The 15,708-nt window shown below is 40.2% G+C and carries 14 protein-coding genes; 12 read left to right on the plus strand and 2 right to left on the minus strand.

What is annotated here, in order from left to right:
* Positions 1–188: 188 nt before the first annotated feature.
* Complete coding sequence (locus tag ACTB0Y_RS05550; RefSeq protein WP_463205816.1) at positions 189–1,148, minus strand: formylglycine-generating enzyme family protein; 960 nt, start codon at positions 1,146–1,148, stop codon at positions 189–191.
* Positions 1,149–1,310: 162 nt separating this feature from the next.
* Between ACTB0Y_RS05550 and ACTB0Y_RS05555 the strand changes: the two genes are divergently transcribed.
* The 4 genes from ACTB0Y_RS05555 (at position 1,311) to ACTB0Y_RS05570 (ending at position 6,229) form a co-directional block, all read left to right on the plus strand.
* A complete protein-coding gene (locus tag ACTB0Y_RS05555) occupies positions 1,311–3,632 on the plus strand; it encodes an ATP-dependent helicase (protein ID WP_463205817.1) in 2,322 nt (773 codons plus the stop codon).
* 130 nt (positions 3,633–3,762) lie between these two features.
* The gene (locus tag ACTB0Y_RS05560; RefSeq protein ID WP_463205818.1) at positions 3,763–4,353 is read left to right on the plus strand and encodes a DUF4290 domain-containing protein; all 591 of its coding nucleotides are present in this window, start codon (positions 3,763–3,765) and stop codon (positions 4,351–4,353) included.
* On the plus strand, positions 4,353–5,660 hold the full coding sequence (gene murA, locus ACTB0Y_RS05565; RefSeq protein ID WP_463205819.1) for a UDP-N-acetylglucosamine 1-carboxyvinyltransferase: 1,308 nt from the start codon (positions 4,353–4,355) through the stop codon (positions 5,658–5,660). The genes ACTB0Y_RS05560 and murA overlap by 1 nt, the downstream gene beginning before the upstream one ends.
* A gap of 59 nt (positions 5,661–5,719) precedes the next feature.
* Positions 5,720–6,229 carry a peroxiredoxin family protein gene (locus ACTB0Y_RS05570; protein ID WP_463205820.1) on the plus strand — a complete coding sequence of 170 codons (510 nt, stop codon included), beginning with the start codon at positions 5,720–5,722 and terminating at the stop codon, positions 6,227–6,229.
* A gap of 5 nt (positions 6,230–6,234) precedes the next feature.
* Here the strand turns inward: ACTB0Y_RS05570 and ACTB0Y_RS05575 are convergent, their stop codons facing one another.
* Entirely contained in the window at positions 6,235–7,524 is a 1,290-nt protein-coding gene (locus ACTB0Y_RS05575; protein ID WP_463205821.1) for a M64 family metallopeptidase, read from the minus strand.
* Positions 7,525–7,564: 40 nt separating this feature from the next.
* On the opposite strand from ACTB0Y_RS05575, the gene ACTB0Y_RS05580 reads away from it, so the two are divergent.
* The 8 genes from ACTB0Y_RS05580 to ACTB0Y_RS05615 all read left to right on the plus strand — a co-directional run bounded on the left by ACTB0Y_RS05580 (position 7,565) and on the right by ACTB0Y_RS05615 (position 15,635).
* Positions 7,565–8,830, plus strand: a complete 1,266-nt coding sequence (locus ACTB0Y_RS05580) for a mechanosensitive ion channel family protein (RefSeq protein ID WP_463205822.1) — start codon at positions 7,565–7,567, stop codon at positions 8,828–8,830.
* 161 nt (positions 8,831–8,991) lie between these two features.
* Complete coding sequence (locus ACTB0Y_RS05585; protein WP_463205823.1) at positions 8,992–10,083, plus strand: DUF1573 domain-containing protein; 1,092 nt, start codon at positions 8,992–8,994, stop codon at positions 10,081–10,083.
* Positions 10,084–10,251: 168 nt separating this feature from the next.
* The gene (gene meaB / locus ACTB0Y_RS05590) at positions 10,252–11,346 is read left to right on the plus strand and encodes a methylmalonyl Co-A mutase-associated GTPase MeaB (RefSeq protein WP_463205824.1); all 1,095 of its coding nucleotides are present in this window, start codon (positions 10,252–10,254) and stop codon (positions 11,344–11,346) included.
* 26 nt (positions 11,347–11,372) lie between these two features.
* Complete coding sequence (locus ACTB0Y_RS05595; RefSeq protein WP_463205825.1) at positions 11,373–12,155, plus strand: class I SAM-dependent methyltransferase; 783 nt, start codon at positions 11,373–11,375, stop codon at positions 12,153–12,155.
* Positions 12,156–12,216: 61 nt separating this feature from the next.
* Entirely contained in the window at positions 12,217–13,617 is a 1,401-nt protein-coding gene (locus ACTB0Y_RS05600) for an adenylate/guanylate cyclase domain-containing protein (protein WP_463205826.1), read from the plus strand.
* 96 nt (positions 13,618–13,713) lie between these two features.
* Entirely contained in the window at positions 13,714–13,884 is a 171-nt protein-coding gene (locus ACTB0Y_RS05605; RefSeq protein ID WP_463205827.1) for a hypothetical protein, read from the plus strand.
* Positions 13,885–13,950: 66 nt separating this feature from the next.
* Positions 13,951–14,997, plus strand: coding sequence for an S-methyl-5-thioribose-1-phosphate isomerase (gene mtnA, locus ACTB0Y_RS05610; protein WP_463205828.1), 1,047 nt, complete (start codon positions 13,951–13,953; stop codon positions 14,995–14,997).
* A gap of 11 nt (positions 14,998–15,008) precedes the next feature.
* Complete coding sequence (locus ACTB0Y_RS05615) at positions 15,009–15,635, plus strand: class II aldolase/adducin family protein (protein ID WP_463205829.1); 627 nt, start codon at positions 15,009–15,011, stop codon at positions 15,633–15,635.
* The last annotated feature ends 73 nt before the right edge of the window (positions 15,636–15,708 follow it).

Consider the following 15,708-nt stretch of genomic DNA (forward strand, 5'->3'; position numbering starts at 1 on the left):
TACAGGTAGGTTTGTCAAATATTTATCCTATTGGTGATTACTTAAGCAAAGTAAAAGATAAACTGTTGTAAAAACAAATAAAATTTGTGAATAAAATGTCAAATCCTTTGAAAATCATATAGTTTGCCAATAAACAAGCTCGGTACAATTAACACAACAAGCTATATATCAGTCTATTAACACGCATATCATTTTCGATCTTTCACAAAACGAAATCCGTACATAAAATAATTGGTATATTCACCTACGCTTACACGATAAGACACTCTGCAGGCTTTAGGTTCATCGCCCCAGCTACCTCCCCGCAAAACACGCGAGTAACCACTTTCGGGGCCTGTAGGGTTGTGTGTCGGACTATACCCATAATAATCACGATTATAGCGGTCAGAGCACCACTCAAAAACATTACCGGTCATATCATAAATTCCGAGTTCGTTGGGCTTTTTCAAACCAACGGGCATCGTGCCATGGTTTTCATAAAACCCGGAACTGAGGTCCCGCTGAGAATTATCGTAGTGCCAGGCCACTTCATCAAGGCCATTTCCTCCGCTGTACAGATAACCTTCACTTTTTACTCCTCCCCTTGCTGCATATTCCCACTCTGCCTCGGTAGGTAACCTGCCTCCAGCCCATTTGCAAAACGCAACAGCCCCAAACCAGCTCACTTCCACTACAGGATAATTACCCATTCCCGCTTCGGGGACAAATTGCCCGTTGACAAAATGTATCTGACTAAATTTTTGATCCAGAGCAATCAATTGCTTACCATTTTTTAAAGCATTGGCCTCCAAATCAACACTATTTAAAAATGCACAAAATTGTTCATTGGTTACCTCATAGCGGCTCATATAAAAATCATCTACTATAACCTCATGGGCCGGTTGCTCATCAATCCCGCAGTTATCCTGTTCACCGGTACACCCCATTTCAAAAGAACCACCTTCTACGGCTACAAGGTCAAGCTTTATTCCACAGGAATCGTCTATATAATCCACAAATGAACTATCTTCGTCTCCACCCATTACTGAAACCAACCATGCCCCCAACCCGGACTCTTCCGGGGTTTCATTTGAGGTCTGAGAAATAGTGGGCAATGTAAAGGCCAATACTAAAACCGAAGTAAAAAAAGTAATTAAATTAAGCTTCATACCCGTGCAATTGAACCATCAAAATTAATATAGATTTACAAAAACCGAAAAGTTAAATACTTCCTATATTAGAGAAATATAAAAATCGGGCCAATATTAAAATAAAGACTTTCAAAGCCCATATTTTTTTATGAAATTTGCACCCTTTAAGAAATTAATACTATGCATGAATACCTCAGAAAACTCAATGAGGCACAAAGAGAAGCTGTAGTAAATACAAAAGGACCTACTTTGGTTATTGCCGGTGCCGGTTCCGGAAAAACAAGAGTGCTTACCTATCGTATTGCGCATTTACTCGCTAATGGTGTACCACCCTATAAAATTCTTGCGCTTACATTTACCAATAAAGCCGCAAGAGAAATGAAACAACGTATTGGCAGCATTGTCGGATTTGAACATGCAGCTAACCTATGGATGGGAACCTTCCACTCACTTTTTGCCCGTATTTTGCGATACGAGGCAAGTTACCTCGGCTACGACTCTAATTATACAATTTACGACACATCGGATAGTAAAAATCTGATTAGAAGCATCATAAAAGAAAAAAAACTGGATGAGAAAACATACAAACCCGGCCAAATTCTCGGACGCATATCAAGAGCTAAAAACAACCTAATCACACCTGCAACATATCTGAATAATCCTACCTATCACACAACAGACGAAGCACACCGGGTTCCTTACACAGGAGAAATTTATGCCACTTACATGAAGCGCTGTAAAATTTCCAGCGCTATGGATTTCGACGATCTTTTGCTCAACACAAATATTTTATTTCGCGATCATAAACCAGTTCTTGAAAAATATCAGAAAAAATTTGACTACATACTTGTCGATGAGTATCAGGATACAAATTTTGCTCAATACCTGATTCTAAAAAAACTTGCCGAAAAGCATCACAATATTTGTGTGGTTGGAGACGATTCGCAGAGCATTTACGCTTTTAGAGGTGCCAAAATTGAAAATATTCTCAATTTTCAGAAAGACTATCCGGAAATGAAAGTCTTTAAACTGGAGCACAACTACAGATCCACACAAAACATTGTAAATGCTGCCAATAGCGTTATAGCCTATAACCAGAAACAATTGCCCAAAAAAGTTTATACAGAAAACGACGAAGGCGAAAAAATAAGCATTATACGCGCCATCACAGAAGTTGAAGAAGGACATTTAATCGCCAATTCAATTCAGGAGAAAAGATTAAATGAACAGAAAAAATTCAGCGACTTTGCAATTTTGTACCGCACAAATGCTCAATCGCGTATACTTGAAGAAGCACTACGTAAAAGAAATATTCCTTACCGCATTTATGGTGGATTATCATTCTATCAGCGCAAAGAAATTAAAGACCTTGTCGGTTACCTACGCATGACCATCAACCCTAATGACGATGAAGCCCTGAAACGGGTTATCAATTATCCGTCACGCGGAATAGGCAACACCACCATGAGCAAACTCGAATCTGCTGCTACGGCAAACGGCATCTCAATTTGGCAAGTCATCACAGCACCAAAAAAATTTGGAGTAAGTGTCAATAGCGGGACAGTAAAAAAACTTCAGGGATTTATAATCTTAATCCAACAATTTACTGATCTGGCCGCAAATAACGACGCCTATGATGCAGCTCTGCAAATAGCATCTAATTCCGGTTTGCTCAAAGATTTATACAACGACAAATCACCAGAAGGCCGCAGCCGTTACGAAAACATCCAGGAATTGCTCAATGGTATTAAAGATTTTGTGACCAATGCCCACGAAGAAGGAAATGATGTAAAACTCCACTCATACATCGAAAATATTGCATTACTGACCGATTTGGATAAGGACAAGGATGAAGACCTGGACCGTGTGACTTTAATGACCGTGCACTCGGCAAAAGGACTGGAATTTCCACACCTTTATCTGTCCGGCCTCGAAGAAGGACTTTTCCCCTCCTCCATGTCAATGGAAAGCCAGTCCGAAGTTGAAGAAGAAAGACGTTTATTTTACGTAGCAATCACAAGAGCCGAGCAAACAGCAAGTCTATACTGGTGTCAAAGTCGTTACAAGTGGGGATCAGTAGAATCAAAAGCACCAAGCCGCTTTTTAAAAGAACTGGACCAGGCTTATCTTGAGGCTTCCGATGATGAATCTTATAACTTTGAGAACCCCACACCCGGAGAAACACATTTCCGTAAACCCAAGGCTCAACCCGCATTCCAAAGCACTGAGAGAAAAACCGGAAACATTAAAACTCCTAACCTGCGGCAACCTATGCGAGCCAGGCCCGCTACAAATCAGCCTGCTACTGATCCAAATTTTAAGCCTGACGCGCCCGAAAATATTAAAGAAGGACAAACCGTGATACACCAAAGATTTGGAAGAGGTGAAATAACGCGCATTGAGGGAGAAGGAACCAACAGAAAGGCCAGTGTACAATTTGCAAGCGGAAGAAAAACACTATTGCTGAGATTTGCTAAATTAAAAATCATTAAAGCAGGATAATAAATAGGCCCACTTGCGCTTATACGTTTTTTAAACCCAAAAAAAATCCTTATTTTTACCGGGTCAAAGCTTCAAAACAGATCCAACCATTAACATTCACTACAATATAGCTTACCGAAAAACAAACAAAATGGAATATAACACAACAAGAGATGAATTGATTTTGGCCGAGTATGGCAGACACATCCAAAAGCTCGTGCAACATATAAAAACTATTGAAGACAAAGATGAGCGTTCAAAAGCAGCTCACGCACTAATCCCGGTTATGGCCCAGGTAAACACTAACCTGAGAGAAAACGGAGATTATAAACACAAGCTTTGGGACCACCTTTTTATTATGGCTGATTTCGATTTAGATATCGATGCACCGTTTGAAATGCCCAAAAAAGAAGTACTCAACCGCAAACCCGATCCACTCCCCTACACCCAGGGCAAATTCAAGAAAAAACACTACGGCAAAATCATTCAAAACATGATGGATAAAATCGACAATTATTCGCCGGAAGAGCAGGAAGTGCTTATTGAACTGCTCGCCAATCAGCTAAAAAAATCATATGTTAAATGGAACAAAGAGGCTGTAAACGATGATGTAATCATTGATGATTTTATTAAATTGGCCGAAAAAGACATTACTTTCAAAGAAGATATCAAGCTGGTAGAAACACGTAATATACTTGCCAAACCCAAAAAGAAAAAAACAAACCGTAAAAACCGCAATTAATGGCTAGTTTTGTAATCGAAGGGGGACATCAGCTATCAGGAGAAATAACGCCACAAGGTGCTAAAAACGAAGCACTTCAGGTTATTTGCGCTGTCTTACTTACCGACGAACCTGTAACTATTACAAATATACCTGCAATTCGCGACGTGCATAAGTTAATTGAACTTTTGCGGGGAATGAATGTAAAAGTCACCCAAAATACTACTGACAGCTACACATTTCAGGCAGACGATGTAGATCTCGACTATTTGAAATCAGATACTTTCAGGCAACAAAGCCAAACCATCAGAGGGTCTATCATGATTGCTGGTCCACTCCTGGCCAGATTTGGAGAAGTGTACATTCCCAGACCGGGTGGAGATAAAATTGGCAGACGCCGCCTCGACACGCATTTTGTAGGTTTGAATAAACTTGGAGCCGATTTCCAATTCGACCCGAAAGAAAGTGCCTTTACAGCCAAAACCAAACACCTCACTGGTAACACCATGTTGCTCGAAGAAGCCAGCGTTACAGGAACGGCCAATGTATTGATGGGTGCAGTGCTGGCCAAAGGAACCACCAAAATTTATAATGCCGCCTGCGAACCATACGTGCAGCAATTATCAAGAATGCTCGTGAAAATGGGTGCCAATATCGAAGGAATTGCATCCAATTTATTGACAATTGAAGGTGTAGAGAAACTCGGTGGTTGCGAACACCGCTGCCTGCCCGACATGATTGAAGTAGGTTCATTTATAGGAATGGCCGCCATGACCCAAAGTGAAATCACCATAAAAAATGCAGGTGTAGGGCATTTGGGAATTATACCCCGGTCTTTTGAAAAACTGGGCGTAGCATTTAAATTCCAGGACGACGATATATACATACCCGAACAATCACGCTACGAAGCAGAAAAATTCATTGACGGCTCAATTCTTACTATTGATGACGCCCCGTGGCCCGGCCTTACACCTGACCTGCTCAGTATAATGCTGGTAGTCGCCACGCAGGCCAGTGGAAGTGTATTGATACATCAAAAAATGTTCGAATCGCGCCTGTTCTTTGTAGATAAACTCATTGACATGGGAGCGCAAATCATTTTATGCGACCCACACAGAGCCACTGTTATTGGTCTAAACAGAGCCAACAAACTACGAGCAACAGTGATGACCAGCCCTGATATACGTGCAGGCGTAGCTTTGCTCATAGCAGCCCTTTCAGCCGATGGCGTAAGTCAAATCCATAATATAGAACAAATAGACCGTGGATATCAAAACATAGATTTAAGACTAAATAATCTGGGTGCAAAAATCACCAGAATGGAATAAAAACAAAACCTTTATTATTATCGTTAAAAGATAAATCACATAGAATTAAGGGACATATAATGAAAACAGCCGGATTGATTTTAGCATTTCTATTTTTTTCAAACATTACATTTTCACAAGAAACAGGTACAGAAGTTGGCAATATCGCACCCGAAATAGAGAACACAACCCCCAATGGCAAACAACTCGCCTTATCTGAACTGCGGGGTAAAGTTGTACTTATTGATTTTTGGGCCTCATGGTGCCGGCCCTGCCGCTACGAAAATCCAAACCTTGTAAGGGCCTGGGAAAAATATAAAGACAAAGAATTTGTGAATGGAGACGGCTTCACAATTTTTAGCGTATCGCTCGACAAAAATAAAAAAGCGTGGATTGAAGCCATCAAAGCCGACGACCTGCAATGGCCATATCATGTTAGTGATTTAAAAGGGTGGTATGCCAAACCTGCTCAAAAATACAATGTTCGTAGTATTCCAAGTAATTTTCTTATTGATGAGGACGGGAAAATAATAGCACGTAATCTACGTGGTCCGGAAATTGAAAAAGTGCTGGAGCAATTGGTAAAATAATAAACCTATTCAATATTTTGCGATACGTATAGCAAAAGCATCTTTTCAATACCAGACTGACAAACCTCACAGAAACCCTTAGCTTTATTGGTGCGCATTCGACAATCCATAGCAGGACTAAAAACACCTTTCTTCAGATATGCACCACCTTCAAAAACGCCTGTTTTATCTTCGAATTTATTAATACGAGGTGTAGGAACAGGTACACCATCGTCGATTAAATGGGGCCATTTACCGTCAAAATTAACCAAGGTGGTAATGTTAGGTTGCCAGGGCTCAATTGTGGTATCGAGCATATCTTCATAAGATACCTCACTATTAAAATACTCATCGGCCAAAGCACCAAAATGGTGGCCAAACTCATGCAAAAACACTTTCCCTGCATCGGGTCCATCTGCAGAAAAAACAGAAAAATGATTAAATATACCCCCTCCGCCATATCGCTCTGTATTAACCATAACTAAAATAAAGTCGTACGGAGCTGCAGCTGCCACATCTTTTACTTTAAAAAATTCCTGTACAGAAAGATATCGTTTCAAATTCAAAGTATTGAAACTACTACCCAAAGCAGTTTTCCTGAAAACACCTTTGCATGGCTCATCAACACCATTTTCAATGGACGGCTTATGCACCAGCCAAATATTGATATGTTTCCGGTAATCATTAAATGGTGCATTTCTGAATAAAAACTTCCCAAACCTTTTGGCGTCTTTACGGGCCTTTTTTAAATCTGAAGCTTTATAACCATCAGCAAGAAAAACCAGGTCAAGCTTATTTCTGTAATCGCCCTCTCCTGCAATAAGTATTGCTTCCTGATTAGCTGATTCTTTTATTATATTATCCGCCGAAGGATTAATTTTCCACGTGTTCAGAATTTCAAAATCATTCCCCTTTCTTACCAATAATTTTACCCGGACATCATCTTTAGGGTAAGGTATATTGTAGGACTGCTCAAATGATGCAGCTCCATATTTGGGCAAGCCCGTTGATTGCCATTCTTCAAAAAGCGTTGAAAAGCCTTGTTTAAAAATAAGCTTATCCGCATCGTTATAAACCTCTATTTGATAGGTACCATATTCAAATGGCCAAATAAGACTATGCTGAGTACCCGACCAATACTTCTCCTCTTTCAATCGTAAAAGCCCGGCCTTTTGTACTATTTTTTCACCTGTAAGAATAAAATCAATCCGCAGAGACCGATCTAAATCAAAATCTTTATGTGCCTGCCCAAAAGATGCGGAATTAGCACCAAAAGATAAAAACAATAACAGTAGAAAAGGATATACTTTGTGCATAATTTATTTATTTTGCAATAATAATCAAATATAGTGCCCAATGGAAGAATTAGAAGTAATCTTTAAGTCATGGCTCGAAGGTACCGGTATAAATCCAAGCATGGTAGATGTTTTTTATACAGGCGCTAACATACTGGCAATCATACTAATTAGTCTCATTTCAGATTGGATTGCCAAACGCATAATTTTAAAAAGCATAAAATATTTTGTGCACAGATCGAAAGTTACCTGGGACGATGTGTTTTTTGAGCGGAAAGTATTCGATCGTCTGAGCCATCTTGCTCCTGCAATTGTTGTATACTTTCTCATTGAATTGGCTTTTCCTGATGCTCCGGGGTGGGTAAATTTCATTCAAAAGCTAACGTATATTTACATGGTTTTTATTGGAATTTTGGTTTTAGACTCATTCATTACATCCGCAAACGAAATATATAAACGTAGTCCCATTTCTAAAGACCGCCCAATAAAAGGATATGTACAGGTAGTACAAATTTTCATATACTTCTTTGGAATCATTATCATCCTGGCTGTTTTGCTGGGTAAATCGCCGGGAGCACTGCTCGCAGGACTTGGAGCATTAGCTGCCGTACTCATGTTAGTTTTTAGAGACAGCATTCTGGGCCTGGTAGCAGGCATACAGTTATCCTTAAATAAAATGGTGCATATTGGTGACTGGATTACCATGCCAAGCCACGGAGCCGATGGGAATGTGACCGAAATTACCCTGAATACCGTTAAAGTTCAGAACTTCGATAAAACCATCACGACTATACCCACATATGCATTGGTATCTCAATCATTCAGCAACTGGCGCGGCATGCTGGAATCAGGTGGAAGACGTATTAAAAGATCAATCTACATTGATATACGCTCAATTAAGTTTTGCTCAGAAGAGCTATTAAATAAACTTCAAAAAATTCACAGGTTATCCGATTATATAGAAAAAAGACGTAAAGAAGTAAACGAATACAACCAAAGCCAGGGAGTAGACCAAAGCTTAATGGCCAACGGCAGGCGCCTCACCAATATTGGGGTATTCAGGCAATACGTCGAAGAATACCTCCGGCATCATCCCATGATCAATCTCGAAATGACCTTTTTAATCCGCCAGTTGCAACCCACCGAAAAAGGTATCCCAATCGAAATTTATGTGTTCAGTAAAGTACAACAGTGGGTAGAATTTGAAAGGATACAGGCCGATATTTTCGATCATTTACTGGCAGCCATAAATGAATTTGACCTTAGCATATATCAAAATCCATCTGGCAATGACATTTCAAAAGCTTTAGAACTAAGAACGATATAAATTATTGCTGGTTGTATTACTTGATTATGGGGAAATACCAATAAATCTTTTTTTCAAAAGGGTTAATAAAAGTACGCTACCTTAAAAATATTCAGAAAATTAGATATAAAGCACAAACAATTTTTAAATTTGTAACCGTTATAATTTCAAAAAATTAAACTATGTATAAATTATATTTGATACTCATCGCCGCTTTTTTACTCAATTCAGGCATGACATCAGCACAGCAGCAGAGACCACACATTGCTTTTGACAAAACCGTTCATGACTATGGAACCATTAACGAGCAGGATGGAATAGCCAAATACAAATTTGAATTTACCAATACCGGTTCTACTCCATTAATCATCAACAGGGTGAACCCAACATGTGGTTGCACAAGTTCAGAACACACAAAAAAGCCCATTAATCCCGGTGAAAAAGGTTTTGTATCTGCAGAATATAATCCTAAGAACCGTCCCGGACCATTCAGTAAAACCATCAGGGTTTATAGCAATTCTGCCGATAACCCAAATGTAGTTTTGCGCATTAAAGGTAAAGTAACCCCCAAACCTCGTTCAATTGAAGACGATTATCCAAGAAAATTGGGTGCCATCAGGTTAAATAATACCCAGTTTGCCTTTATGAATGTTACAAACCGTGAGAAAAAACTCAAAGTACTAAAAATTGTAAATGTATCTGACAAACCGGTCACACTCTCCATGAAAAGAGTTCCCCAGTATATCGACATAAATTTTGAGCCAAAAACCCTCAAGCCAGATGAAAAAGGTCAAATCAAGGCAACCTTTCATGGCCCCAAAACCAATGACCTTGGTTACATGCGCGGAAGAATGAGCCTAATAATTAACGGAGAACAAAATCCTCACCACCGTATTGCCACAACCGCTATTGTAAAAGAAGATTTCTCTCATCTCTCCGATGAAGAGCTTGCCAATGCACCTCACATCCAGTTCGAAGACACTAAATTTGATTTTGGCACCATCACAGAAGGTGCAAAAATTACCCACGAATTTAAATTCACAAATACAGGTAAAAGCGACCTCGTTATAAAAAAAGTGCATGCTACATGTGGATGTACAGCTGTTGCCCCACCAAAACAAGCAATTAAACCAGGTGAGTCAAGTGCTATTAAAGCAATTTTTCATTCAAGAGGTAAAAGAAATCGACAGCATAAAAGCATACGCATTTATGCCAACGACCCTGAAAACAGCATTACCACATTGATTATAAGAGGAACAGTAAAAAAAAAGTAAAAGATAAAGGACCAAAACTTTTTTAGCGATACATTAACCACAAAGAAATCTGGCAGCGAAACATGCTGCCAGATTTTTCATTATATTGGCATACCATACAACCATCAACAAAGAATTTAAACAAAGCAGTAAGTTGATTGTCATTTTGTGATTAGAAAAACCTCAACAATGAGTTCTAAAAATAAAAACACCAATAAAAGTGCATTACATGTCAATAAGGGTGTAGAGCAACCACCCAGCATCAGCCCGCAGGCCAGAAATAATTTTCAAAAATTTCGCAGAAAAAAGCTCACACTTGAAGATTACGTTAACGGTATTAAGAATGGTGACCGGGCCATATTAAGCCGTGCCATCACACTCATAGAAAGCTCACTGCCTGCACACCAGGAAATAGCACAACAAATTATAGAGCAATGCCTGCCTCTTGCAGGCAAGTCCATGCGCATTGGTATAACGGGCGTACCGGGAGTAGGAAAAAGCACATTCATCGAATCGCTTGGCAATGAAATAACCCAACGCGGACAACGATTAGCTGTACTTGCAATAGACCCCAGCAGCGAAAGGTCGAAAGGCTCTATACTTGGCGACAAAACCCGCATGGAAACGCTGGCTAATAATCCTGATGCGTTTATTCGGCCCTCACCCTCAGCAGGATCTCTGGGTGGAGTAGCGCGAAAAACCCGCGAATCAATGCTTTTATGCGAGGCTGCTGGCTTCGATATCGTATTCATTGAAACCGTGGGTGTTGGTCAGAGCGAAACGGCGGTACACTCTATGGTCGATTTTTTCCTGTTACTCATGTTGGCAGGAGCAGGCGATGAACTGCAGGGTATAAAACGCGGTATTATGGAAATGGCCGATGCCATAGCCATAAACAAAGCCGACGGAAATAATAAAAATAAAGCCAGCCAGGCCAAAGCAGAATACAGCAGTGCTTTACACCTCTTCCCTCCTTCTCCATCAGGTTGGACACCCAAAGTACTCACCTGCTCAGCACTGCACAATATCGATATTAATAATGTGTGGCAAACCATTACGGACTATAAAGACCTGACAAAGAAAAACCAATACTGGCTCGCCAAAAGAAACGAGCAAGCCAAATACTGGATGTACGAAACCATTAACGAAAAATTAAAAACCCATTTTTACACACAAAAAGACATCAAAACCAAACTTCAATCTTTTGAAGAGGACGTTCTAAATAACCGTAAAAGCTCATTTCAGGCAGCACATCAATTACTGGATGAATATTTCAAAAAATAAGCCTCAAAATTTGTAATCAGTCAACAATGCAAAAAATTATACAATTTATAACCCGTTTTATTCCACGCGAGACCATGCAACGAGTCGGACATTTCTTTCTGAGAATCGTCAGTCTGTTTTATCGTGGCAAGCAATACAAAGACCCCATTAACGGTATCACATACCGAAAATTACTGCCCTACGGACGCATTAATGCAAGACAAAATGCACTGGCCCCGGATAGTATGTCGCTGGAAAGACATCGGGCCATTTGGCTTTTCCTGAAAAACCATACAAACTTTTTCACGGACAAAATTAAATTTTTACATGTTGCTCCGGAATATTGTTTCCTCAGACTTTTCAAAAAACAAAAAAACCTTGATTACGTAACCGGCGATTTATCGTCTCCCTGGGCCGAAGTAAAAATGGATATTCGCAAAATGCCCTTTGAAAACGATGAGTTTGATGCAGCTATGTGCAACCACGTATTCGAGCATGTTTGGGAAGACGCGCAGTCCATGAAAGAATTTTATCGTGTCCTTAAACCCGGCGGATGGGCCATTTTTCAAGTGCCTATTAAATGGCATGAACCCAAAACAGTTGAAGACAACACAATTACCGACCCTGCGGAAAAAGAGCGACGCTTTGGGCAACGCGACCATGTTAGATATTATGGAGCAGATTATACCAACCGATTACAAGAAGCCGGCTTTTCAGTTAACGTAGCAGACCTCACCGAAGAACTTTCTCAGGAAGAACTCAAACGATATGGTTTGCTTTCAACAGAAAAAATCATTTTCTGTCAGAAAGCATCGAAAAGCGCTAATTAGCCTGAACATCTTTATTTTGGCAAGTGTTCCTTTTTTAGTATTTTGCTTAAAAGTAACCACAATGAGTAGCGAAGAAAAAGACCTTGTTAAACGGATTGCCCGGCTCATGCAGGAAAACAAAGAGCTTTCCATGCAAAACAAGAAGCTATTGGAAGCCAACGATGCTCTTGAAGAAGAAAACGACACGCTCAAAAATCAACTAAAAGAACTTAAAACCATACAGCACGAGCCGGAAGGCAAATCCCGGGAAAAAACGCTTCGCTTCAAGATGGCCACCGTTCTCTTTGCTGAAATAGAAGGATTCAGCAAACTTTACGAAGAATCAAACTCACATGATATCATCGATGAACTGGACCAAATATTCTTTGAATTTGACCAAATATCGAAACGTTTCAACATACAAAAAATCAAGACCATTGGTGACACCTACATGAGTGCCGGTGGTGTACCTGTAAAAAATATCACAAACCCCATCGATGTGGTAATGGCGGCCCTGAAAATGCGGTATAGAGTTAACGCCATACAGGAAAAACGGCTGCAAAACAATAAAAAAATCTGGGAAATAACGTTTGGCATGCACACCGGACCGGTTACTGCCACAACCATGGGAAAAAAGAAAGTATCGTACAACCTAAAAGGAGATACGGTAAACATTGCAACCCGAATGAAAGCAGCCTGCGAAGCAGGCGAAATCAACATTTCAGTGATGACCTACGAAATGGTGCGGGAATACTTTGTTTGTGAATATTTTGGCAAAATGCCGGTAAAATACAAAGGCGATGTGGACATGTATTCTGTGAAAGGTATTCGTCCCGAACTCTCAAAAGACCAAAAGGGGCGCGAACCTAACCATTTTTTCAACACACGATACCTGCTCAGACAATTCTCCGATTTGCAGGAAATTGTACTGGATATTCTGGAAAAGGGACTACCCGATTACCTGTATTACCATAATGTGAAACATACCATAGACGTCACTTCCCAGGCAGAACTTATCGGTATTGGCGAAGGCGTTAAGGACGAAGAAATCTTACTACTAAAAACAGCTGCACTGTTCCACGATGCCGGCCATACCGTTGAATACGAAAATCACGAATATCATGGTGCCCAGATGGCCCGCAAAATGTTGCCTGATTTCCACTACACAGAAGAACAAATAGAACAAATCTGTAATTTAATAATGGCTACCCAGCTTCCGCCCGAACCAAAAAATAAATTGCAACGCATAATGTGCGATGCCGACCTGGATTATCTGGGACGTAGTGATTTTATTCCCGTATCGAATACCCTGTATAAAGAATTAAAAGCACAGGATAAAATTGGAGATATTAACTCCTGGAACAAACTACAGGTAAAATTCATTTCATTGCACCAATACTTTACTGAAACGGCCAACAACTTGCGCGAAGTAAACAAACAAAAACAGATAGAACGAATTAAACAATTAATTCCTGATGAATAGCACAAGAAAGTTTAGCTCTTTTTTCGCTTTTTTCCAATCAAAATTCCTATTTTTATGCCCGTATCTGTAAACAAAAATCTAAACACTATAAGCACCATGAAAAATCTTGTTAAAAATCTCGGGATAATTGTCATACTGATAGGCGTGATAATCTTGGCTATTAAAACATTAAGCCCTTCATTAAGCAACACACCTCTGGCCATTGGTGGAGGTTTAATTGTATTGGGATTGATTTTACAAATTGTCCTTGGACGATATATCGAATAAAAAAATGATTAAAATACCAAGCCCGTAAGTGATAAACTACGGGCTTTTTTTTAATCCATAAACATCATGAAAGTAAATAATCAACACTACCGCAGTGTTTGGATAGAAGGTACAACGGTTCATCTTATTGAACAAAACCTGTTGCCTTTCAAGTTTCAAATATTCAAAGCCAAAAAATATACAGACACCTGCAGGGCCATCAAAGAAATGGTTACCCGGGGTGCAGGAGCCATAGGGGGAGCTGCAGCTTTTGCCATGGCCCAGGCAGCTTATGAAGCTAATGCTGACAATTATAAAAACTTTATAAACGAAGCCAGAAACACCATAGAATCAACCCGCCCCACAGCCTACGACCTGTTTTACAGTGTTGAAGCTGTATATAAAGCAGCACTGAAATCGCCAGAATCGGCAATGCAAAAGGCGCAAGAACTTGCCGACGCTAATGCTGCAGCTGGCCGGGCTATCGGAGAAAACGGCAATAAGATTTTAAGCAACAACGTAAATATACTCACCCATTGCAATGCCGGCTGGCTGGCTTTTGTAGACTATGGCTCAGCACTGGCACCTGTATATGTGGCCCATGAGCAAGGCAAAAACGTTTTTGTATATGCCGATGAAACACGGCCCCGTAGTCAGGGAGCAAGGCTTACAGCATGGGAATTACACAACCAGGAAATTCCACACGCCATCATTGCTGACAATGCCGCAGCATCGCTCATGCAGCAGGGAAAAATAGATGTACTCATTACCGGGGCCGACCGCATTGCTGCCAATGGAGATGTGGCCAATAAAATTGGCACCCTCGAAAAAGCTATCGTGGCCAAATATTATGGAATATCTTTTTACGTTACAGCCCCCATTTCTACAATTGATCCCGGTTTGCCCAATGGAAAAAAAATCAACATAGAAGAACGAAGTGCTGATGAAGTGCATTATGCCACAGGACCCGATGCTGAAAACAAATTACACACCATAAGATTGAGCAACCCGGGGTCTGAAGCTATCAATCCGGCTTTTGATGTTACGCCTGCAAGTCTTGTGAAAGGAATAATTACCGAAAAAGGAATAATTGAACCCAACAAAAAATCTATACTTGCTTTACTGACAACATAACTTCAGAAAAAATGAACAGCAAACCCAAAAAAACAGTTGCCGTGTTCATGAACCGGCTTTATGCTAAAGGACTTACCACAACAAGTGGAGGAAATGTGAGTGTGCGCGTTAATAATAAAATATACATCACTCCTTCGCAAACAGATAAAGGTAATATGAAGAGCCGGCAAATTGGTGTAATCACAATAGATGGCAAGAACCTTACGCCAAAGCTTAAACTGAGCATGGAAACAGCCATGCACGTAGAGATTTACAAAACAAGACAAGACATCAAAGCCATTGTACATGCACACCCATTCACTGCCACAACCCTTTCGGCTAAACCAAATCTGATAGATACAAGAATAAACGGTGAAGCACGTGCCATGCTTGGTAAACCCACTTTTGCACCCTACGCCACCATGGGCACACCCGAATTGGCTAAAGCTGCATCAGATGCCATTAAGCATGGCAATACAATTATTTTACAGCATCATGGAATACTCACAATCGGCGAGACGCTGCTCCAGGCATTCGACCGGCTCGAATTAATGGAAATGACAGCACGTAGTGCGGTTATCAGGAATAGTCTCAAAATTGATGAACGCATCAACGACGAACAAATCGCCATCATCGATCGAATGTTTGACCAACCCTGAAAATGCAACTTATAATATGGAAAAATTTCACATTTTCACCCTTAAAATGTCAAAAAAACAACAAACTAAAACG

The sequence above is a fragment of the Salinivirga sp. genome (genome assembly GCF_055145285.1).

Bases quoted from the DNA above. Each gene is read 5' to 3' on its own strand.
- ACTB0Y_RS05550 (WP_463205816.1), bottom strand. From the start codon at position 1,148: ATGAAGCTTAATTTAATTACTTTTTTTACTTCGGTTTTAGTATTGGCC.
- ACTB0Y_RS05555 (WP_463205817.1), top strand. From the start codon at position 1,311: ATGCATGAATACCTCAGAAAACTCAATGAGGCACAAAGAGAAGCTGTA.
- ACTB0Y_RS05560 (WP_463205818.1), top strand. From the start codon at position 3,763: ATGGAATATAACACAACAAGAGATGAATTGATTTTGGCCGAGTATGGC.
- murA (WP_463205819.1), top strand. From the start codon at position 4,353: ATGGCTAGTTTTGTAATCGAAGGGGGACATCAGCTATCAGGAGAAATA.
- ACTB0Y_RS05570 (WP_463205820.1), top strand. From the start codon at position 5,720: ATGAAAACAGCCGGATTGATTTTAGCATTTCTATTTTTTTCAAACATT.
- ACTB0Y_RS05575 (WP_463205821.1), bottom strand. From the start codon at position 7,524: ATGCACAAAGTATATCCTTTTCTACTGTTATTGTTTTTATCTTTTGGT.
- ACTB0Y_RS05580 (WP_463205822.1), top strand. From the start codon at position 7,565: ATGGAAGAATTAGAAGTAATCTTTAAGTCATGGCTCGAAGGTACCGGT.
- ACTB0Y_RS05585 (WP_463205823.1), top strand. From the start codon at position 8,992: ATGTATAAATTATATTTGATACTCATCGCCGCTTTTTTACTCAATTCA.
- meaB (WP_463205824.1), top strand. From the start codon at position 10,252: ATGAGTTCTAAAAATAAAAACACCAATAAAAGTGCATTACATGTCAAT.
- ACTB0Y_RS05595 (WP_463205825.1), top strand. From the start codon at position 11,373: ATGCAAAAAATTATACAATTTATAACCCGTTTTATTCCACGCGAGACC.
- ACTB0Y_RS05600 (WP_463205826.1), top strand. From the start codon at position 12,217: ATGAGTAGCGAAGAAAAAGACCTTGTTAAACGGATTGCCCGGCTCATG.
- ACTB0Y_RS05605 (WP_463205827.1), top strand. From the start codon at position 13,714: ATGAAAAATCTTGTTAAAAATCTCGGGATAATTGTCATACTGATAGGC.
- mtnA (WP_463205828.1), top strand. From the start codon at position 13,951: ATGAAAGTAAATAATCAACACTACCGCAGTGTTTGGATAGAAGGTACA.
- ACTB0Y_RS05615 (WP_463205829.1), top strand. From the start codon at position 15,009: ATGAACAGCAAACCCAAAAAAACAGTTGCCGTGTTCATGAACCGGCTT.